This is a genomic window from Enterococcus sp. 12C11_DIV0727, assembly GCF_002148425.2.
Lineage (GTDB): Bacteria > Bacillota > Bacilli > Lactobacillales > Enterococcaceae > Enterococcus_L > Enterococcus_L lemimoniae.
This window is the reverse complement of the sequence record NZ_CP147248.1, coordinates 2,447,613-2,469,734: the sequence shown is the minus strand read 5'-3', so window position 1 is coordinate 2,469,734 and position 22,122 is coordinate 2,447,613. Positions and strand designations below refer to the sequence as shown.

At 36.4% G+C, this 22,122-nt stretch carries 18 protein-coding genes; 6 read left to right on the top strand and 12 right to left on the bottom strand.

All coding sequences use genetic code 11. The features are described 5' to 3' along the window. Positions 1-8 precede the first annotated feature (8 nt). The 8 genes from A5866_RS11680 to A5866_RS11645 form a co-directional block, all read right to left on the bottom strand. A complete protein-coding gene (locus A5866_RS11680; RefSeq protein ID WP_086277530.1) occupies positions 9-521 on the bottom strand; it encodes a thioredoxin family protein in 513 nt (170 codons plus the stop codon). Next, a complete protein-coding gene (locus tag A5866_RS11675) occupies positions 518-925 on the bottom strand; it encodes a thioredoxin family protein (RefSeq protein WP_086277532.1) in 408 nt (135 codons plus the stop codon). Before A5866_RS11675 ends, A5866_RS11680 begins: the two co-directional genes overlap by 4 nt. After that, complete coding sequence (locus A5866_RS11670; protein ID WP_086445311.1) at positions 915-3,032, bottom strand: ATP-binding cassette domain-containing protein; 2,118 nt, start codon at positions 3,030-3,032, stop codon at positions 915-917. The genes A5866_RS11675 and A5866_RS11670 overlap by 11 nt, the downstream gene beginning before the upstream one ends. 12 nt (positions 3,033-3,044) lie before the next feature. Continuing rightward, complete coding sequence (locus A5866_RS11665; protein ID WP_086445312.1) at positions 3,045-3,608, bottom strand: hypothetical protein; 564 nt, start codon at positions 3,606-3,608, stop codon at positions 3,045-3,047. 28 nt (positions 3,609-3,636) lie between these two features. Next, on the bottom strand, positions 3,637-4,359 hold the full coding sequence (locus tag A5866_RS11660; protein ID WP_086445313.1) for a hypothetical protein: 723 nt from the start codon (positions 4,357-4,359) through the stop codon (positions 3,637-3,639). A gap of 12 nt (positions 4,360-4,371) precedes the next feature. Then, on the bottom strand, positions 4,372-5,268 hold the full coding sequence (locus A5866_RS11655) for an ABC transporter ATP-binding protein (RefSeq protein ID WP_086277539.1): 897 nt from the start codon (positions 5,266-5,268) through the stop codon (positions 4,372-4,374). 33 nt (positions 5,269-5,301) lie between these two features. Then, complete coding sequence (locus A5866_RS11650; RefSeq protein WP_086445314.1) at positions 5,302-5,508, bottom strand: hypothetical protein; 207 nt, start codon at positions 5,506-5,508, stop codon at positions 5,302-5,304. Positions 5,509-5,888: 380 nt separating this feature from the next. Beyond that, positions 5,889-6,785 carry a helix-turn-helix domain-containing protein gene (locus A5866_RS11645; protein ID WP_086445315.1) on the bottom strand — a complete coding sequence of 299 codons (897 nt, stop codon included), beginning with the start codon at positions 6,783-6,785 and terminating at the stop codon, positions 5,889-5,891. Between the two features lie 277 nt (positions 6,786-7,062). Here A5866_RS11645 and A5866_RS11640 point away from each other — a divergent pair, with 277 nt between their 5' ends. Next, positions 7,063-7,782: a glucosamine-6-phosphate deaminase gene (locus tag A5866_RS11640; RefSeq protein ID WP_086445316.1), complete on the top strand. Its 720-nt coding sequence runs from the start codon at positions 7,063-7,065 to the stop codon at positions 7,780-7,782. 47 nt (positions 7,783-7,829) lie between these two features. Here A5866_RS11640 and rpoC read toward each other — a convergent pair whose 3' ends face one another. The 3 genes from rpoC to A5866_RS11625 form a co-directional block, all read right to left on the bottom strand. Next, positions 7,830-11,483, bottom strand: a complete 3,654-nt coding sequence (gene rpoC, locus A5866_RS11635) for a DNA-directed RNA polymerase subunit beta' (RefSeq protein WP_086277547.1) — start codon at positions 11,481-11,483, stop codon at positions 7,830-7,832. A 163-nt stretch (positions 11,484-11,646) separates the two neighbouring features. Further along, positions 11,647-15,264: a DNA-directed RNA polymerase subunit beta gene (gene rpoB / locus A5866_RS11630; protein ID WP_176271368.1), complete on the bottom strand. Its 3,618-nt coding sequence runs from the start codon at positions 15,262-15,264 to the stop codon at positions 11,647-11,649. Between the two features lie 354 nt (positions 15,265-15,618). Further along, on the bottom strand, positions 15,619-16,191 hold the full coding sequence (locus A5866_RS11625; protein WP_086277553.1) for a hypothetical protein: 573 nt from the start codon (positions 16,189-16,191) through the stop codon (positions 15,619-15,621). Positions 16,192-16,709: 518 nt separating this feature from the next. On the opposite strand from A5866_RS11625, the gene A5866_RS11620 reads away from it, so the two are divergent. The 3 genes from A5866_RS11620 (at position 16,710) to A5866_RS11610 (ending at position 19,538) form a co-directional block, all read left to right on the top strand. Then, on the top strand, positions 16,710-17,687 hold the full coding sequence (locus A5866_RS11620; protein ID WP_086445317.1) for an ABC transporter substrate-binding protein: 978 nt from the start codon (positions 16,710-16,712) through the stop codon (positions 17,685-17,687). Positions 17,688-17,784: 97 nt separating this feature from the next. Further along, positions 17,785-18,735 carry an ABC transporter permease gene (locus tag A5866_RS11615; RefSeq protein WP_086445318.1) on the top strand — a complete coding sequence of 317 codons (951 nt, stop codon included), beginning with the start codon at positions 17,785-17,787 and terminating at the stop codon, positions 18,733-18,735. Next, positions 18,735-19,538 (top strand): ABC transporter ATP-binding protein, encoded by an 804-nt coding sequence (locus A5866_RS11610; protein WP_086445319.1) that lies wholly within the window; start codon positions 18,735-18,737, stop codon positions 19,536-19,538. Before A5866_RS11615 ends, A5866_RS11610 begins: the two co-directional genes overlap by 1 nt. 58 nt (positions 19,539-19,596) lie before the next feature. Here A5866_RS11610 and A5866_RS11605 read toward each other — a convergent pair whose 3' ends face one another. After that, positions 19,597-19,809: a zinc ribbon domain-containing protein gene (locus tag A5866_RS11605; RefSeq protein WP_010771950.1), complete on the bottom strand. Its 213-nt coding sequence runs from the start codon at positions 19,807-19,809 to the stop codon at positions 19,597-19,599. A 185-nt stretch (positions 19,810-19,994) separates the two neighbouring features. Between A5866_RS11605 and A5866_RS11600 the strand changes: the two genes are divergently transcribed. Further along, a complete protein-coding gene (locus A5866_RS11600; protein WP_086445320.1) occupies positions 19,995-20,981 on the top strand; it encodes a biotin--[acetyl-CoA-carboxylase] ligase in 987 nt (328 codons plus the stop codon). A 132-nt stretch (positions 20,982-21,113) separates the two neighbouring features. Then, positions 21,114-22,076, top strand: coding sequence for an LPXTG cell wall anchor domain-containing protein (locus tag A5866_RS11595; RefSeq protein WP_086445321.1), 963 nt, complete (start codon positions 21,114-21,116; stop codon positions 22,074-22,076). Positions 22,077-22,122: the final 46 nt, after the last annotated feature.

Here is a 22,122-nt window from a genome sequence, read left to right as displayed (position 1 = left end):
CTCAGTAGTTATTTGACTAACGCTGCTGGCTCAACATATCTATCTATCCACTCTGCGACTTTCTGCAGGGATATTCCATTTTCAGGTGTCCACTCTATTTTATTCGTCAAAATACCTTTACTATATTTAGCTAGTGTTGGAGTATACTTAATGTTGTAATCCAACTTGAACTTTTCCCATTCTTCCTCATTCTCTTTAACCTTTGCGACATTTAAATAAAATATCTGTTGTGAAATGTTTTTTTCTTCCACCAATTTAATAAATTCCGGCTCAAAGTCATTACAGTCTCCACATGTTGGTCGACCTACATAAACATAAAAATCTTCTTGTTTTTCAAGTTTTTCTTTAAAGCTATCAAATGTAATTGAATCTACTGTGTTGTAAATCTCTGGATAGTTAGACTGCTCAACCACTAATTGCTGATCTTTCTTATCATTGTCCAATTTTAATGCATATGCCGTTCCACCCAAGCTAAACAATCCAATTACTGACAAGAATACTGCTATTCTCTTTAACTTCATTCTACTTCCCTACCTTCAAGAATATTTTTTGTTGTGTCATACTCTAGAGCACCTTCATAGCGTGTTAGTTCCCCAGCTTTGATCACTAGTATCGTCGGCGTCACTGTTACGTTATTACTAGTTATAAACTTTTTATTACTAGTATTTTCAGTATCCAGATAATAGACTTCAGTATCTGTCTTTTTCGCTGCTTTTTCTAAAATTGGTAGAAACATTTGACATGACGTGCAATTTCGATTTCCTACTAAAATGAATGTGTCTTCTTTGTTTGTAATGGTATCTTCGATTTGCTGGATTGATATTGTGTTGTCTTTTATACTGGCACTCGTTTTAGATGCTGTTAGAATCACAAAAAATACAATAACAACGATAGACAATAACAGTATTCCTGTTTTATTTTTCATTCTTATCTCCCCGTCTTTTTTCTTTTATATTGATAATTTCATCAGCATATTCTAAAACATCTGTCTCATGACTTATTACAATCACGATCTTTTTTTCATCATTAGCTAGTTTTTTGATATAATTCATAAATTTTTTCTTAGACGCACTATCTAAATTTCCTGTTGGTTCATCAAAAATATAAAGACTCGTATCTTGATACAAAGCTCGCATTAATAGAATTTTTTGTTTTTGGCCTTGAGATAAGTTTCGACCCTCGCTCTGAATCAAATAATTATTTGGCAACTTTAAATCCAGCAAGTCATCATAGTGAGACTTCTGCTCTGTTGTCAAATTCTCATTAAACACCTTATAGCGAATATTACGACCAACGGTATTGCCATACAAATTGAATTCAGGCGAATACAAACTAATATATTCTCTAATACTGGTATTTTTAAATGATCTCCTTTCGACTGATTCATTAACAATCATTATTCCAGAATCTGGATCTAACACCCCTGAAAGCAAATTAATGAGTGTTGATTTTCCGCAACCATTATCTCCAATAAGAGTGTATAGTTTTCCTGCTTCAAATCTCGTATCAAACTGTTTGAATATCTTCTTTTTCTCATCATAAGAAAAATTCAAATTCTTCACATCAATAGTGGTGATTTTTGGAACATCTAATACATCCTCTGATTTTTCCGCTTGCTCAGTATAATCTTCGCCACTTTGAATATAATCAATCGCAATGGCACTTTTTTGATAACTCAACCATGATTGCAGAACTGGCGCAACTGAACTAAGTATGATAGAAATAATCAAAATACCATTTGAATCATTTAATAAACTAGTAGTACTTCCAGTGTGAAGTGCTGCATTTACACCGAACACAACAAATGTTGAAATTGAGATAAGCGTTGAAAACACTTGAAACATTGAAGCTATTTTCAAATCATTCGTGACCATTTGATTTTTACTTTCAAAATAATCTTGGATTTTCTGTTGAACAAAGCTTTCTGCTTCTTTATTCTTGGAAAACAAATTGATATCAAATGAGCTTTTGATATTATTCTCAACAGAAAATGAAAACACCGATGATTTTCCAATGACATCTTTTTCATTATTTCTAATAATGTCTATTTTCCTTTTTAAAAAATAAGAAAATAAACCAATCCAGAAAACTAAAACACCAAATAATAAAGGCGTTATACTGAAAACAATACTTGCCAATAGCAATACATAAACTAAATTAAGCTTAAAATAAAATTTTTCCAGCAAACCCGAAACTGAACCAAACAAATTCCAAAAATAACCAGTGACATTGTCACTATTACCGCCAGATCTGATATCACTAACTTTTTGAACATAATATTTCATTAAAATTTTTTCTTGAATCTTATTTTCAAGTGTAACTTTTTGCTTTCCTTCCATAATATTGATTTTATAGAATCCTAAAATCAACAATAACGCTACAGATATTACAAAAACAAACATAGGAGCAGAATCTGTTCTATTTAATGATAGTGTTCCTTGAATTAGAAAAGTTGTTACTATCGGAAGTAGGTATTTTAACAAGATCAATCCAATCATTTTTACTTTTAAGCTATAAGAAATCTCTTGCATGACTTCTTTGTAAAGTCTTTTACCTAGACTTGATTCCACCTTATTCATTCTGAATTTCTTTTTTGATCTATTTGTAACAACTGAATTAGAATCTGCAATACATAGGGCATAGCCTAAAAATATCGATTTTAAATAGGCTTCATCGTATTCTATTAGAGTGCTTTCTGCAGGATTAGAGACTATGAATGACTGATTATCCTTTATCTCATGAACAACTACATAGTGACCTACACCATCATTCTCTACGACCAATAGCATAGGAAGTTTCTCAACTTTTTTTAATTTCTCAAAATCTGTCACTCCATATGCACTAGAGTTTACTCCGTACTTTTTTAAAATGGTTTTCATTTCATCCAGAGAAAGTCCTTGCGTTTTTTTAATACTATAATGTTGATATAATTCATTCTCATTACCAATTTTTATTCGTAGTTGTTTTAATATCGTTTTTAACGAGGCGATTCCACAATCTGTCGTTGAATGTTGCATATAATGGGCATACATAGTACATTCTCCTTACTTTTTAATGCGAATATCTCCGATGGTACTAATCTCTATAACTTCATCCTGATCTTTACTAGTATCTGGAACTGCTAAAACTTCTCCGCCATTTTTAGCAATCGTCACATACTTCCCTTGAAAATCTTGTGGGACCGTAACATCAACATTTCCTACTATTGACTCTATTTTCAAATTTTTTATGCTGGCATTTTTGCCTAAGAAAACCTGCATTTCTAGTTCACTTTTCCCATCACTGCTTGGCATCAATTTGAATCCATCTGTATCGGACAATGTAATTTCTAAACTTGTCGCTTTAGTTTTTGCCTTATTGAGCTCTTTTTCTGTTTTGTCAGACACTTTTCCGGCTAATTTAACCACAGTTTCTTCTTTTTCAGTTTCAATAATCGTTGTCTTAACATCTTGTTCAGCGCCCAATAACGATAGCGAGTCAATCATATCTGTTGAAAAGCGCCAATCTTTTGTTATAGCTTTTGTGGTTTTATCTGAGCGCATTGTTGTATAGCCCACAAAAAGAACAACCGCGACCACAAGGATCAAAATCATCAGTTTCTTTTTCATACACTTCACTTCCCTCTTCTATTTTTTATTATTTGAAATCTCTTTCTTTAAATAACATATAGCTACATACATAGAATATGATGCTATAGACTAATGCACTGCTAAAAACAATTACAAAGGTCTGGTTTGATACATTTTGATAATCTGTCAGTTGTCTAATATTCGTAAATAGTAGCGTATCCAATAGCGCATTTGCTGCTAAAAAATAACTTGAAATAATGCTTGAAGCTAGCCCTTCTCCAATTAAAATCAACGCTACAAATACCGCCGTTGCAACATTACTTGATTTAATAACATTAAACAACAATACACCTATAAGACTGACTGAAAAATACAATGGTAGCTGCAATAACATTATTTTTATCATTTCGATCAGAGAAAATCCCCCACCTGTGATCCACACCGTACTTGCTAATGCTCCTGTATAAATGACTAAAAAGAGAATCAACATACCGAAGGTTAATACAACCTTGCTTAGAAAATATACCCATCTTTTAATTCCAAAAATCAATGAATTATTGACGACCCGATAAGTAAACTCATGGCCCCAAACAATAATAAAAATATTGATCATAAAAATTGAGACAAAAATCGAAGCACTAGATAAACCATCTTGAATCACTTCTAAACTTGGCGTATCATCTCTAACTATTCCAAAAAATATACCAAATATAATTAAACCTGCTACTGAATAAAAACCAAGTTTACCTTTTAAAATTCTATAACTATCTGATTTTAATAGACTTAACATATAAACTCTCCTCTACTCTGTTAATTTTAAATAATAGTCTTCTAAGCTTTCTTCTTTGTATGAAAAATAAGTAAGATACAATTGATTGTTAAATAGAAGCTCAGAAATACTTGGCATTTCAGACTTTTCTGCATTAACTGTTAATCCAGCATCATCAATATGCACAACATATCCTTCTTTTTCTAAAACATCCTGGCATTTTTGATTACCTATACTTGATAGAATGATTGTTTTTTTGCATTCATTCTCAAGTTCTTGAGTCGTCACTTCTTTAATCAATTTTCCTTGGTGAATAATTCCATATCTAGTCGCTATCATTGATAATTCTGATAAAATATGACTGGATACTAAGATCGTTGTTTTGTACTCTTTATTTAATTTTTTTATGATTTCTCTAATTTCAACAATCCCTTGTGGATCTAAACCATTAGTCGGTTCATCTAAAATAAGTAAATTCGGGTTATTCAATATAGCTAACCCAATCCCTAAGCGTTGCTTCATGCCTAAAGAAAAATCTCTAAACATTTTCTGACCTACAGCTCCTAATCCAATAAACTCCAGCACTTCTTTAATACGATTTTTTCTATCAGGCAAATTAATTTGGATAGCATAATAATTCAAATTTTCTTGTGCAGATAGATAGGGGTAGCATGCTGGTGATTCTATCACAGCACCAACTTTTATTTTTTCCTTACCGTTAAAAAATTCGATACTACCTGAACTTTTCTCGATTAAATTAGTTAACATCCGAATAAAAGTCGTTTTACCTGCACCATTTTTACCAATAAATCCATAAATATCTCCCTGATTGATCGTCATTGATACTTCATTTACAGCATGGTAATCTTTATATTTCTTCACTAAACTCTTCGTTTTTACTAAATAGTTATTCATTCTAACTTCTTGCATCTTTATCACTCCTATGATTTAACTGAATTTTCTTTACTTTATTTCTAACACTTCAATATCTTCTACATTCAAATAATCAAAAAGTAATTCCTTTTCTGTTTTTTGAGGAAGCATAACAATTTTCAACAGCTCGCCTCTGTTAATTATTTTCAGTAACTTGTCTTCATTACCATCATTTACAATAACTAATTTTCTATGTATAATTTCTTGATCTTTAATAAAATATTTTATATTTGTCATAAATATTCCCTCTTTTTATTAACTAAGTTGCTACAGTTCTTTTATCTGTCATATTATTTTATTATTTTATAATTCCCACCAATATCCGCATAAAATACTCCATAGTCTCATATGTTATTCCTCCCTTTTCGTTTTATTTCTTGTATCACTTATATATATTACTTTACGGTGTTACACTTCTTTTCAACAGGACATTTTTGTCCTGTTTTATGATTTTCACTCAAACTTCTTCATCGTATTTATCTTTTTTCACTGTGTCCTCTTTACATATAGTACTTTACTGTTTTCTTCTTAAATCCAACAGGACATCTTTGTCCGGTTATTAATTTATCAAATAAAAAAGACCATAAAGACATCATTCATGTCTCTACAGTCTACAATTAACTATTTAGATCTTGTTGCCATTCTTGCTTAATTTTACCTGACAATTGCTCCTCACCATGTAATTGAGCAAGTAATATTGCATCATTATATTTTTTATTCGCTCTCTCTAGATCCTTATGGTGCAGCCAATACTTTCCCTCAAGCATATCAATAATCGGTTTTTGATGAAAATCCATTCTCATTTTCATGATAGTATTTGAAATCTTTATAATGTTTAAAATTTTATCGTATCGATCAGAAAAAATGTATAGACCAATTATCGTAATTAGAATTCTATTTAAAATAATCAACCCAAATTCCGAACTATAATTGACTTGTTCCAATGTCTTCTCCACCAAAGTATCGAACTCTTTATTTTCAAATGGCTTATAATAACAACAGGCAAAATATAAATGTATAATTAACAAATCATTTTCAGAATACTCTTTTTTATTTCTAACTTGAAAAAAATAATCCTGCAGTATTCCCTCACCAAAATCGATTTTCTTTGAAAGATTTACATCATTTTGTGCCTGAGCAGTATCCACTAAAAGCTGCTCTTCTTCAGGTAAAGTCTCATAGTAGTCCTTATATATTTCCTCAAAGGTGTCCTCGACCATTTTTTTCATCGCATCATTATATTGTGGTGGACGTTTGAATAAACCCATTTTCAACTGAATATAACGTTTAGGTAATATAATGTCATTTTCGTTTATCAAGTGCGAAATAGGTATAAAAAGTTGTTTTGAAATATATGTAAGTTTAGGGAGTGTTGGGAGTGATTCACCAGACTCAATTCGCGAAAGTTGCCTAACAGTCAATTCCAGTTCGTCATCACAAAATGCTTCTCTGCTTAATTTCTTTTGTTCGCGAAACGTCCGAATTTTTTTACCTAATTCTATCTTTATATCCACGATTCCACACCTCCTAATTTGATTCGGCCAATATGTTAATTATATCTCAACGAAAGTACCCTTACAACTACTTTCCAGGACTATTTATTCCTTTAGGAAGTAAGCAACTGTATTTCTATGCTATTCTGAACTTATCAATATACATCTACTACTCTCACATCCCTGTGAAACATATGGACTAATAAACTCTAGAATACTACTTTACCTATAAAATTTCGATTGACATGGGATGGTTCCCATATGATAAATTAAAGAAAAAGAAGGAGCTGTAAAAAAAATGAAAATTATTATTGAAGAAAACTATGAAAAAATGAGTCGGGTCGCTGCAAATATTCTATTAGGCAAAATGTATCAAAATAGACGAGTGAATTTAGCAATAACCGCTGGATCGACACCGGTTAAAATGTATGAATACCTAGTTTCTGATGTAAAAAACAAATCTTATTTTGACAATGTTCATTATTATAATTTTGATGAGATTCCGTTCAAACAAAAAAAAGGATATGGTGTAACGATGGCAAATCTCGATAACCTCTTCTTTAAACCAGCAGAAATTCCTGAGAGTCAGATTCATCCCTTAGATGAAAAAAACTACAAAAATCAGGACAAAAGAATCGAACAAGATGGCGGACTAGATTTGATTCTACTGGGCATCGGAGCTGATGGCCATTATTGTGGAAACTTACCAGGTACAACAAAATTTGAAGACCTAACCTCTTATGTAGGAGAAAACGCTACTGAGAACATGAAGGATATTTTATTAAGCGAGGTCGGCGGCGATGAAAATGAACGTCCAGAATTTTACGTAACCATGGGACCAAAAAGCGTGATGCAGGCAAAAGAAATCGTACTCTTTGCCACAGGCAAGAAAAAAGCGGCGATCATCAAACAGGCATTCTTCGGTCCAATTACAAATGATGTCCCTGCCTCTTTATTACAAACCCATCCTAATTTAACAATTATTTTAGATCAAGAAGCTGCATCAGAACTTTATTAAATAAAAAAGGCTTGAAATCATGTGATTTCAAGCCTTTTTGTTCACTATTATTTATTCAACTCATTCAAAGCATCTTCAGCAGCCATTTGTGCTTCAATATCAGAGATACTGTAGACATTTTCGCTTGCTACGCCAACTTCTTTTGGTTCCATGTTACGGTAACGAGCCATACCAGTACCAGCTGGGATGATCTTACCAATGATAACATTTTCTTTCAAACCAAGTAATGGGTCTTTTTTACCACGAATCGCAGCATCTGTTAACACACGAGTTGTTTCTTGGAATGACGCAGCAGATAGGAAACTATTTGTTTCTAATGATGCTTTTGTGATTCCTAGTAAGACTGGACGGCTTGTTGCAGGAACGCCACCAGCTACTAATGTGTCATAGTTACGATCTTTAAATTCAGCAATATCTAGTAATGTACCTGGTAAGATTTCAGTATCACCTGGATCCATGACACGAACTTTACGAAGCATTTGACGAACCATTACCTCAATATGTTTATCGCCGATTTCTACCCCTTGCATACGGTAAACACGTTGTACTTCACGTAATAGGTAGTTTTCAACAGATAATACATCGCGAACTTGTAGTAATTGTTTAGGATCGATCGAACCTTCTGTCAACGGTTCCCCACGATGAATCGTATCGCCTTCAGCCACTTTCATACGAGCTGTATAAGGAACAGTGTACGTACGAGTATCGGTTTTTCCTTTGATCGTTACTTCTTTTTGACGTGTTGCAGGATCTTCAGAAATATCGATTACTTCACCGGTAACTTCTGTAATAACTGCTTGACCTTTAGGATTACGTGCTTCAAAGATTTCTTGGACACGAGGAAGACCTTGAGTAATATCATCTCCGGCAACCCCACCTGTATGGAACGTACGCATTGTTAATTGAGTACCAGGCTCTCCGATTGATTGAGCAGCAATTGTACCAACTGCTTCCCCAACTTCAACGCCTGAACCAGTTGCTAAGTTACGGCCATAACAGTGTTTACATACACCATGTTTCGTGTTACATGTAAATACGGAACGGATCGTTACCGTTTCAACCCCAGCATCAATAATTTCTCTTGCAAGATCTTCTGAAATCAGTTGATCTTCACCGATGATCATTTTGCCAGTTTCAGGATGCATAACAGCTTTACGGGTATATCGTCCAAGTAAACGTTCTTCTAACGGCTCAATGATTTCATTTCCTTCACGAATAGATTGGATCACTAGACCACGGTCCGTTCCACAATCGTCTTCACGAATAATAACATCTTGGGCAACGTCAACTAAACGACGAGTCAAGTAACCTGAATCGGCTGTCTTCAAGGCTGTATCGGTCATCCCTTTACGAGCTCCATGGGTAGAGATAAACATCTCCAAGACAGAAAGTCCTTCACGGAAGTTTGAGATGATCGGTAATTCCATGATACGTCCGTTTGGAGCGGCCATCAATCCACGCATACCAGCAAGCTGAGTAAAGTTGGAGATGTTACCACGGGCTCCAGAATCTGACATCATAAAGATAGGATTTTTAGCGTCCATACTTTCGATCAGTTTTTGTTGAATTTCATCTTTGGCTTTATTCCAAACAGCAATAACACGTTCATAACGTTCGTCATCTGTAATCAGACCACGACGGAATTGTTTCGTGATATTTTCCACTTGTTTATGAGCATCATCGATGATTTCTTGTTTCTCATGCAAGACCATGATATCGGCGATACCAACAGTCATACCAGCATGAGTAGAATGTTTATAACCTAAGTCTTTCATTCTATCAAGCATCTTAGAAGTTTCAGTGATATGGAATCTCTTGAAGACTTCAGCGATGATGTTTCCTAAGTTTTTCTTCTTGAATGGTAAGACTAATTCTTGTGCTTTAATGTGCGCAGGAATATCTGTACCCGCTTCTACAAAGTAATTATCAGGCGTTTGCACTGTTAAGTTGTAGTCAGTTGGCTCATTCAAGTATGGGAATTCTACAGGCATGATTTCGTTAAAGATAATCTTACCTACAGTTGTGATCAAAATACGTTCTTTTTGCCAATCCGTAAATGGTTTGTCACCAAGTAATGTTGTTTGAACACCGATACGTGAATGTAAATGCACGTATCCATTACGCCATGCTAAAACAGCTTCATTCATGTCGCGGAAGATCATGCCTTCCCCTTCACGTCCATCTTCTTCCATAGTTAGGTAGTAGTTACCTAAGACCATATCTTGAGAAGGTGTTACAACTGGTTTACCATCTTTTGGATTCAAAATGTTTTGAGCAGCTAACATCAACATACGTGCTTCAGCTTGCGCTTCTTCGTTCAGTGGAACGTGAACAGCCATTTGGTCCCCATCGAAATCGGCATTGTAGGCTTCACACACTAACGGGTGAAGACGAATTGCACGACCTTCAACTAACACTGGTTCAAAGGCTTGGATACCAAGTCTGTGTAGTGTAGGTGCCCGGTTAAGCAATACTGGATGCTCTTGGATAACTTCTTCTAAGATGTCCCAAACTTCATCTTCGCCGCGTTCGATTTTACGTTTTGCGTTTTTGATGTTGGTTGCGATTTCGCGTTGAACTAATTCACGCATCACGAATGGTTTGAATAATTCAATCGCCATTTCTTTTGGTAAACCACATTGGTACATCTTTAAGTTAGGTCCTACGACGATAACTGAACGACCAGAGTAATCCACACGTTTACCTAGTAAGTTTTGACGGAAACGACCTTGTTTCCCTTTTAACATATGAGAAAGAGATTTCAAAGGACGGTTACCTGGTCCTGTTACAGGACGGCCACGGCGACCATTATCGATCAACGCATCTACTGCTTCTTGCAACATACGTTTTTCATTTTGAACAATGATGTTTGGTGCGTTTAAATCTAATAAACGTTTCAAACGGTTGTTACGGTTGATTACACGACGGTATAAGTCATTCAAATCACTTGTCGCAAAACGTCCACCTTCTAGTTGAACCATTGGGCGTAAATCTGGCGGGATTACAGGAATAACATCCATAACCATCCAGCTTGGTAAGTTTCCAGAAGCACGGAAGGCTTCCAAAATGTCCAAACGACGGATTGCACGAGTTCTTTTTTGGCCTTGAGCTGATTTCAAATCTTCTTTCAAGCCAGCAACTTCGCCATCTAAATCAACATTATCTAATAATTGTTTAACCGCTTCTGCACCCATTGCAGCAGAAAATCCTTGACCATATTGATCACGTTTATCACGGTATTCACGCTCTGTTAATAATTGTTTTTTCTCTAAAGATGTATCTCCTGGTTCAATTACTACATATGATGCGAAGTAAATGATTTCTTCTAAGGCACGAGGACTCATGTCTAACACAAGACCCATCCGAGATGGAATACCTTTGAAATACCAGATATGTGAAACGGGTGCTGCTAACTCAATGTGTCCCATACGTTCACGACGAACTTTAGAACGAGTTACTTCCACACCACAACGGTCACAAACGATACCTTTATAACGAATACGTTTATATTTTCCACACGCACATTCCCAGTCTTTAGTTGGGCCGAAAATGCGTTCACAGAACAAACCTTCACGTTCAGGTTTTAACGTACGGTAGTTAATCGTTTCGGGTTTCTTTACTTCACCGTAAGACCAGCTTCTGATCTTTTCTGGAGAAGCCAAACCTATTTGCATACTTTCGAATTTATTTACATCGATCAAAAGGAATTCCCTCCATTTCTTGATAGGAAAAGTTAGGGGGAGGAAGAAAAGTACAACACTCTTTCAAATGCTTACTTCCTTCCACCAACTGAATCAAGCTCTCTTTCTACAAAGAAAACGTAAATCAACACTAACTTGACAATATTACTATGACTTCAAACAATTAGTTTTTAGTATCTTCAGCTGTTTCAATTTCTTGTTCAAGAACTGCATCGGCAGCTTCTTTTGCTTCAGCTGCTTCTTTTTCTAACTGTTTCGCTGATTGTTGTTCGGCAAATTTTGTTAGGGCATCAACAGTGATCAAGTCATCATCATCGTCATCCATATCACGTAATTCGATTTCTTGTTCTTCAATGTCCAATACGCGCATATCTAACCCTAGTGATTGTAATTCTTTTACCAATACGCGGAATGATTCCGGCACGCCTGGTTTTGGAATTGGTTCACCTTTGACGATGGCTTCGTATGTTTTCACACGACCAACAACGTCATCAGATTTGTACGTTAAAATTTCTTGTAATGTGTAAGCTGCACCATATGCTTCCAGTGCCCATACTTCCATTTCCCCAAAACGTTGTCCACCAAATTGAGCTTTACCTCCAAGTGGTTGTTGAGTAACAAGTGAGTATGGTCCAATAGAACGGGCATGTAATTTATCATCAACCATGTGGGCCAATTTGATCATGTACATCACACCAACAGAGATACGGTTATCGAATGGTTCACCTGTACGTCCGTCGTAAAGAACTGTTTTCGCATCGCTAGCCATACCAGCTTCGCGAACTGTTTCCCATACGTCATCATCATTGGCTCCATCAAATACTGGTGTTGCAATGTGAATACCTAACTGACGAGCAGCCATACCCAAGTGTAATTCTAATACTTGTCCGATATTCATACGTGACGGTACCCCTAATGGGTTCAACATGATATCGATCGGTGTACCATCTGGTAAGAAAGGCATATCTTCTTCCGGCATAATGCGGGATACAACCCCTTTATTACCATGACGTCCGGCCATTTTATCGCCTTCGTTGATTTTACGTTTTTGCACGATATAAACACGAACCAACATGTTTACACCTGGAGATAATTCGTCTCCTGCTTCACGAGTAAAGATCTTCACATCATGAACGATTCCGCCGCCGCCATGAGGCACACGTAGAGATGTATCACGAACTTCACGGGCTTTTTCACCAAAGATCGCATGTAGTAAACGTTCCTCAGCAGATAACTCAGTTACCCCTTTAGGCGTTACTTTACCTACTAATAGGTCACCATCTTTGACTTCAGCACCAATGCGGATAATTCCCATTTCATCAAGATCTTTCAAAGCATCTTCTCCGACGTTTGGAATTTCACGCGTGATTTCTTCAGGTCCTAATTTTGTATCACGAGCTTCTGATTCATATTCTTCAATATGGATCGAAGTGTAGACATCATCTTTCACCAAACGACGGCTCATGATGATCGCATCCTCGTAGTTGTACCCTTCCCATGTCATAAATCCGACAAGGACGTTTTGTCCTAAAGCCATTTCTCCTTCTTCCATAGAAGGTCCATCTGCTAATGTATCGCCTTTTTCAACTTTTTCGCCTAAAAGAACGATTGGACGTTGGTTGTAACTTGTTCCTGAATTTGAACGACGGAATTTCGTTACCATATATTTATCTAATGCGCCATTGTCACGGCGAACACGTACTTCTGATGCATCCACATATTCAACGACACCATCATGTTTACATAGTAAAGCAGCACCCGAGTCATGCGCTGATTTGTATTCCATACCAGTTCCCACAAGTGGTGAACGAGGTTGGATCAACGGTACTGCTTGACGTTGCATGTTGGCACCCATCAAGGCACGGTTGGAGTCATCGTTTTCCAAGAAAGGAATACATGCCGTCGCAACAGCAACTACTTGTTTAGGTGAAACGTCCATGTAATCGACTCTATCGATCGTCACTTCAAGGTTTTCACTTTGCAGACGAGCCATTACTAATTCTTCAGCGAATGTTCCATCTTCATTTAAGCGTGAGTTTGCTTGCGCTACGATATAGTGATCCTCTGTGTCAGCAGTTAGGTAATCTACTTTATCTGTTACTCTGCCAGTGGCACGATCAACACGACGATAAGGTGTTTCGATAAAACCAAATTTGTTCACTTTGGCATAACTTGACAAGCTATTGATCAACCCGATATTTGGTCCCTCAGGTGTTTCGATCGGACACATACGGCCATAATGGGAATAGTGAACATCTCGAACTTCATAGCCGGCACGGTCACGAGTCAAACCACCAGGTCCTAAGGCAGATAGACGACGTTTGTGTGTCAACTCACCTAGAGGATTTGTTTGATCCATGAACTGTGATAACTGAGAAGAACCAAAGAATTCTTTGATACTTGCCACTACTGGACGAATATTGATCAATTGTTGTGGTGTTAGTGTTTCAGTATCTTGAATCGACATTCTTTCACGAACTACACGCTCCATACGAGCTAAACCAATACGGAATTGGTTTTGTAGTAATTCACCAACTGAACGAATACGACGGTTACCCAAGTGATCGATATCATCTACATTACCGATGTCTTCTTGTAAGTTAAAGAAATAACTCATTGAAGCTACGATATCTGCTGGACGAACAGTTTTCACACTTGTATCAGGATAGCCATTACCGATCACGTTAACGATGCGTTCTGGATCTTTTGGAGAAAGAACCTTAATTACTTGAACTGTCATTGGTTCAGTAACCACACCATCTTCACTTGGGTAATACGTTACGCTATTTAAGCCGTTATCGATATGTTCACCTAGTGTTTCCATAACTTGGTGAGTCAACACTGTTCCTTTTTCAACAAGGATTTCTCCTGTTTCAGAATCGATCAATGTTTCTCCTAGAGTTAGGTTCAATAGACGTGTTTTTAAATCTAATTTTTTGTTGACCTTGTAACGACCAACATTCGCTAAGTCATAACGTTTTGGATCGAAGAAACGAGCATTTAACAAATTACGAGAACTGTCAGCCGTTTTCGGCTCACCAGGTCGAAGACGCTCATAAATATCTTTCAAGCCTTCTTCAGTACGAGAGTCGCTAGCATTTTTGTGTAAATCTTTTTCGATCGTATTACGTAAGCTTAATGTTTCACCAAAAATTTCAAAAATTGTATCATCAGAGCCAAAACCTAAGGCACGTACTAACACAGTTAAAGGAATTTTACGCGTACGGTCAATACGTACATAAGAGATATCTTTCGCATCAGTTTCCATTTCTAACCATGCACCACGGTTAGGAATCACTGTTGAGCCAAAGCCTTCTTTACCATTTTTATCTACTTTGCCATGGAAATAAACACCAGGTGAACGTACTAATTGAGAAACGATAACACGCTCTGCACCATTGATGATAAATGTTCCCATTTCAGTCATTAGAGGGAAATCACCGAAGAATACTTCTTGTGATTTGATTTCTCCAGATTCACGGTTCGTCAATCGTAGAGTAACGTGTAACGGTGCAGAATAGTTTGCGTCATGTGCACGCGCTTCTTCTACCGTATACTTAGGTTCTTTTAATTCATAATCCACAAATTCCAAAGATAAATTCCCTTGAAAATCATCGATCGGTAAAATGTCCTCAAACATTTCTCTTAGTCCTTCATCTAAAAACCATTGGTAAGAGTCTGTTTGAATTTCGATCAAGTTGGGTAATTCCAACACTTCACTGATCCGGGCGAAACTTCTACGTTCGCGGTGTTTTCCGTATTTTACTACGTGTCCAGCCAAGCTCTTCACTCCTCTAATTAAAAGTCTATCAAAACACTAACCGAAAATATTTCTTTAATATTACAAATATTAAATATCCGTAATATTGAGCATTTTTTGCAGTTTTTAGGCAAAAAAAAACCAAAAATAGAATGTGCTCTTGAAAATTTCTCGTGCGTTTCTACTTTTGTTTCCCTATTAAAAACCGGAACGGACAATATTTCGCTCCTGCTTTGTCATTTTTCAGATAGTTTTTGCATCTGTATATTGTACTTCCTTCTATAGTAAAAGTCAAGGTTTTTCGTATGATTATAGCAATCTTTTTTTTGCAAAAAAAGACATTCAATTTTTATCGAATGTCCTCCGCTTTTTTACTTATTGAACCGTAGTTTCTCCAGTAATTTCAGCGCCTTCTTTATCTAACGTTGCAGAAGTTTTGTATTCTTCTTTTTCAAACGTTACATTTCCTTCAACTTTGGTTCCATTCAAGACAAAACCGTTCGCTTTTACTAAGATATCCCCTTTAACGGTTCCGTTAACAATATTGAAGTTTTCTGTTTCAACAACTAACTTAGGAACAGTTAATGTATATTCAGCTGTAATTTTTTTATCTGAATCTTGGGCATACAATGCTAATTTTCTATAAATATCGCCTGATGCTTCCCCTTTGTCGTGAAACTCACCAGCTACTGTTACATCTTTGTCAAAAGTAAGATCAGCTGTTGCTGCAACGATCCAGTTACCATCTTTACTCAAGGCTTTTTCGATCACTTCTGGTTTATCACTGATTGACGCACCACTCACTGCATCAACACTTGAACTCATTGATGTTGCTGTTTTGCTGTCTGATGAACTGTCTTTAGATTCTTTCTTATCTCCGTTACATGCACCTAATACCAATACTGTTGCTGCTAATGTGCCTAACGTAATTAATTTTTTCGAAATCATATACATCCTCCTAGTTGTTTACTATTTATCCAGTTAAATTCTAGCATGAACCCGTTGAAATTCACAAAGATATCTCTTTTCCAGTGTTTAACATTAGGAATAATTTAAATATTTCACAAAATTTATAATTATTTTTATCTCTTTTTTTATTTAATAGCATTATATGAATGTTCAGAAAATTTAAAATAATCTGTTGACATCTACCTCACTTTTCCTTTATACTGTAAACAATTCAATTTGCGGAGGGATTTTTATGACACACTTAATCAACTCACAACTGAATAAAGCTTACTTTAGCTACTTTAGATAGTTTTGTATTCATGAAATCGTGGGTACAAACAGCAAAAACCTGTTTTTGTATCTATGATGGCTAAAGCATTTTGTACTGAACAAACGCCACGTAGACAATCCTAAGTGGCTTAATGAAGAAGTGTTTATCTTACGACTTTTATCAATCCATTTAGGCATATTGTCTGAATGGATTTTTTGTTTTATTAATTATAATTGGAGGAATCAAGATGAAAAAGAAACTATTAGGACTAAGTATTGTATCAGCAGTAGCACTATTGGCTCTTGGCGCATGTGGAGATGGCAAGAAGACAGACAGCGACACAAACAGTGATAGTAAGAAGATCGGTGTTTTACAACCTGTTGAACATGGCTCACTAGATGCTGCTTTTGAAGGATTCAAAGAAGGCTTAGCTGATAATGGATTCAAAGACGGCGACAACCTAACCATTGACTATAGCAATGCCCAAAATGATCAAGCACAATTAAAAAGTATGAGTGAAAAATTAGTCAAAGAAAAACCAGATCTCTTACTAGGAATTGCAACACCCGCTGCGCAATCACTGTTGAACGAAACAACAGATATTCCAATTTTAGTCACAGCAGTAACAGATTTAGTGAGTGCCAAACTCGTAAAATCAGATGAAAAACCTGGTGGTAACGTAACTGGGACTACTGATATCGTCCCTATCGACAAACAAATTACCTTACTATTATCTATCGTCCCTGATGCTAAAACTGTCGGAATCATGTATAACGCAGGTGAAGCCAATTCTAAATTCCAAGCGGATATGGCAGAAAAAGCCTTAAAAAATGCTGGCATCAAATCAAAAGTTTTAACGGCTAACTCAACAAACGACGTACAGCAAGTAACGACTAGCTTAGCCAAAGATGTTGATGCAATTTATATTCCAACCGACAACACTTTCGCTTCAGCAGCTGCTGTTATCGGCGAAGTAGCAAAAGAACATAAAACGCCAGTCATTGCAGGTTCAATTGAGCAAGTCGAAGAAGGTGGCTTGGCCACTGTAGGTATCGACTATAAATCATTGGGCAAACAAACCGGGGCTATGGCAGCAAAAATTCTAAAAGGTGAAGCAAAACCTGAGGATATGCCTGTTGAAAAAGCAAAAGACTTAGAACTTTTCGTGAATAAAGACATGGCAAAAGCGTTGGATATTGATCTAGACACGATCAAAGCACCTTAATTCCTAAATAAACGTTGAGAGAAAAGCAACCGGCTTTTCGAAACTAAACGCTTTTTTCTCAACCTTTACATAAAACTACTGAAAGAAGCTGATTTTATTGTTAGACATATTACTATCTTCAACCTCTCAAGGTCTTCTGTGGTCCTTACTCGCCATCGGAGTCTTCCTGACTTACCGTATTTTAGATATCGCTGATTTGACTACTGAAGGAAGTTTTCCTTTAGGCGGTGCAGTCGCTGCCGTTATTTTAGCTAAAGACCCAACGACTTGGCCGGCGCCAGTCCAGTCTTTATTCGATATCCATTATATGATAGCGCCAATCTTTGCATTGATAATTGCCTTTATAGCCGGCATGTTAGCAGGACTTGTTTCAGGACTTTTACACACAAAATTAAAAATCCCAGCTTTATTAGCAGGAATCATCACGATGACTGGACTTTACAGTATCAACTCACGTATCATGGGCGCTCCAAATATTTCTTTAATTGGAACAGATTCGATTTTCTCTCACGCTCAATCATTAGGACTCACTAAAATCAACAGCGCGATAGTTGTCGGTACAATCATCGTTCTTTTAGTCATTATTTTACTTGTCTTATTCTTTAAAACTGAAATTGGTTTGGCCACTCGAGCAACGGGTGACAACATCGATATGAGTGAAGCAAACGGAATCAAAACCGACAACATGAAAATCATCGGCTATATGTTGTCAAATGGGTGTATTGCCTTAGCTGGTGCGTTACTTGTACAAAATAATAACTTCGCTGATTTGAATTCCGGTATTGGAACGATCGTTATCGGACTTGCTTCCATTATCATTGCAGAAGTTCTCTTTAAAAATAAATCACTTGGTTTGCGTTTGCTTACAATTGTGATTGGTGCAATTTTATACCGTTTTATCCTTGCTTGCGTACTAGAGCTACGTGTCGATCCAGCTGATTTAAAATTATTCTCAGCAATTATTCTGGTGATTTGTCTATCTTCACCATTGATTCAAAAAAAATTAGGTTTTTCTAAACTAGGGAAACGTAAAGGAGGAGCCAACTAATGGAGCCTGTACTAACAATCAAAAATTTACACCAATATTTCGAGCGTGGAACAGTCAATGAAAACCATGTACTAAAAGGCATTGATTTAACAATCAATCAAGGTGAATTCATTACGATCATCGGCGGAAACGGTGCTGGTAAATCGACTTTACTAAACAGCATTGCTGGAACATTACCGATTGAAGAAGGGCAATTAACTTTAAATGGTAAAGATATTACCAAACAGCGTGTCGTTGCTCGCTCTAAACAAATCAGCCGTGTGTTTCAAGATCCAAAGATGGGGACTGCTGTACGTTTAACTGTGGAAGAAAACATGGCCCTTGCAATGAAACGTGGAAAAAAACGCGGTTTGGGAAACGGCGTTCGTAAAAACGACCGTAATTTCTTCAAAGAACAATTAGCCAGTTTGAACTTAGGCTTAGAAAATCGCTTAGGTGCGGAAATTGGTTTACTATCTGGCGGACAACGTCAAGCAATCACTTTGCTTATGGCTACCTTGATTCGTCCCAAACTGATTTTACTGGATGAACATACCGCAGCATTAGATCCTAAAACATCGATCACAGTTATGGAGCTAACTGAAAAATTAATACAGGAACAAAACCTGACAGCCTTTATGGTTACTCACGATATGGAAGATGCGATTCGTTATGGCAACCGTCTGATTATGCTTCATCAAGGGCAAGTTGTAGTAGATGTCCCTGCCGAACGGAAAAAAGATCTAACCGTTAACGAGTTGATGGAAATGTTCCACAAAAATAGTGGCAGTGAATTAAAAGACGATCAACTACTACTAGTTTAAAAAAAGAGTTCAAGTGCAGCATACACTTGAACTCCTTTTTTATTTATTTTGTTGGCTATTAGCCACCCATTAAAAAGTCTAAAACATTCCAGCCATCTGATGTTTGACCACGGTACAATTCCGTAAATCCGCATCTCGTACAGCTCACTGTGATAAATTTCTTATTTTGTATATCAAAAATCTTTGAAAAGTTTCCTCCTGTTGCTTGAAACTGATCTGATACATAATGTGTGTTGCCACACTTATCACAAACATATTGTTGCTTTTCCATTCTTCCCCACTCCATCTCTATAATAATAACCAGTATCTTTCGTTCCTACTACGTAAGTATAGCAATTTTTCCAGGAAAACTCATACATCCTTAGATGGATTTTTATCTCCTCTTTCAGGCGGATGGTGGTTGACCCACCTTCCTACCATCAGATACAATGAAACTATTATAAAGGAGCGAAGTGTATGTCTACGAAAAGTCAGGTATTAACCCTATTAATGAAACAAGCCCCCAATTTTATTTCGGGTGAAGAAATGGCTCAACAACTTTCTTTATCTCGAACTGCAATCTGGAAAGCGATCAACGAATTAAAAAAAGAGGGGCACATCATTTCAAGTAGCCGTAATAAAGGCTATTGCTACGGAAAATCAGACGTTTTATCAGCAGAAGGAATCCGTTTAGCTCTAAAATCAACAACACCTAGCCTTTCGATCACGGTGCTAAACTCATCAGAATCTACAATGAAAGATGCAAAACTAGCCGCAATCAATGGTGAACCTGATAATACATTGATCGTAGCAGATATCCAAGAAGCACCGATCGGTCGCTTCGGTCGCCCTTTCTTCTCAAAAGCGGGTAGCGGCATCTACATGAGTATGTTATTAAGACCAAATCAAAACTTTGAAGAAATGGCGCAATATACTGTGATCATGGCTGTAGCAGTTACTCGTGCAATGGACAAGTTGGTCAAGGTCTCTACTGAAATCAAATGGGTCAATGATATCTATATCAACGGAAAGAAAGTCTGTGGTATTTTATCAGAAGCAATGAGTGATGTTGAATCGGGACAAATCTCAAATGTCATCATCGGCATGGGAATCAACTTCTCTTTAAAACAAGAGGAATTTCCAAAGGAATTAAGAAAAAAAGCAACCTCTCTATTTCCAAAAGAGGAACCAACGATTACAAGAAACGAACTGATTGGAGAAATCTGGAATCAATTTTATGCCATTCTAAATCAATTACCAGAACAACATTTCTTAGAAGAATATCGCCAAAAATCATTTGTCCTCGGCAAGACTGTTTCATTCACTCAAACAGGTGTTGAATATGAAGGAATTGCGGTCTCCATCAACGATCATGGTGAATTAGTCGTACAACTCCATGACAAAACAGAAAAGATTCTTTCTTCTGGGGAAATCAGTTTAAACAGTATCAATCCAACGACTTAACAGCAACATCAAACGAATATATTAAGAATTCCTTAAGGGGGCAGCCAGTTTTCTTACAACCACTTGCTAAATGTTTCACTTGTGTTACATTTATATCATAAACAATACGAACATTACACAAGGAGAATATTTATGAAAAAAGTTGTTTTTTGTTTGGTCGCTTTATCTTTAGCTCTACCGCTTACAAGTTTTGCAGAAGAAGTTTCAACTACATCGGAAGTTGAAAGCTCTTCCTCTATAACATCCACACAAGAAACTGAGAAGGAAAACAAAAAAACCGTGGATAGTTCTACATCAGATACAAGTTCCATAGAAAATTCCAGTAGCTCAGCTCCCAACGCTTATAGCGATCTTATCCAAACAACTTTAGTTGTATTTCAAGGAGAAAAAGTGACTGCAGAAATGCTTTCCCAAGATAGTGGCTATCATGGCGCTGCGTTCAGAGATCTTAAACTTTTAGAGGACGCCTCAACAGAAAAAATAGGAGACTATTTAGTCAAAGTGAGCTTTATGCTCCAGCCTTTAGAAGAAAACCAAGGAGAGAAGCAAGAAGTTACACTAAATATGGGCTATAAAGTAGTAAAGTCTACGCCAACCTATGATATCCAATTTATTTCCTATAATTCAGAAAAAAAACAAGTTAAGGGTAGGGTTTTAACTACAGATGAAGCTTCAGTCAGTAACGTTCCTATTTACGGCGAAAATACTGCTAACTATGATGCAGTTCCTAAAAATATAAAAGTGTTTTATCCCTTCGCCAAAACAGACAGTCCTGTCCTAACAGACACTGAAGGTTATTTCACTCTTCCATACCAAGATCATTTCAGTTTTGCGGCTTTTTCGCCACAATCAGGTGATTATTCACCCATCTATACATTAACTGACCAGGCCTTTGCCGGTGCCGCAGGAACAACAGATAGCTCTACACCAGCTAAAAGCACTGCTTCCTCTTCGACTTCTACTAAAGAAACAGAAAAGAAAAAAGACTTATTTCCAAACACAGGTGAAAAGAAAACTGTTTACTTTTCAATTGCGGGTATTGCCATTATTCTATTAGCTGTACTATTTCTATTCATTAAAAGTAAAAAAAAATAAAAAGTAGTGTTTAAAAAAGGGTTGTTAAAATAGAGCGTAAAAAAGA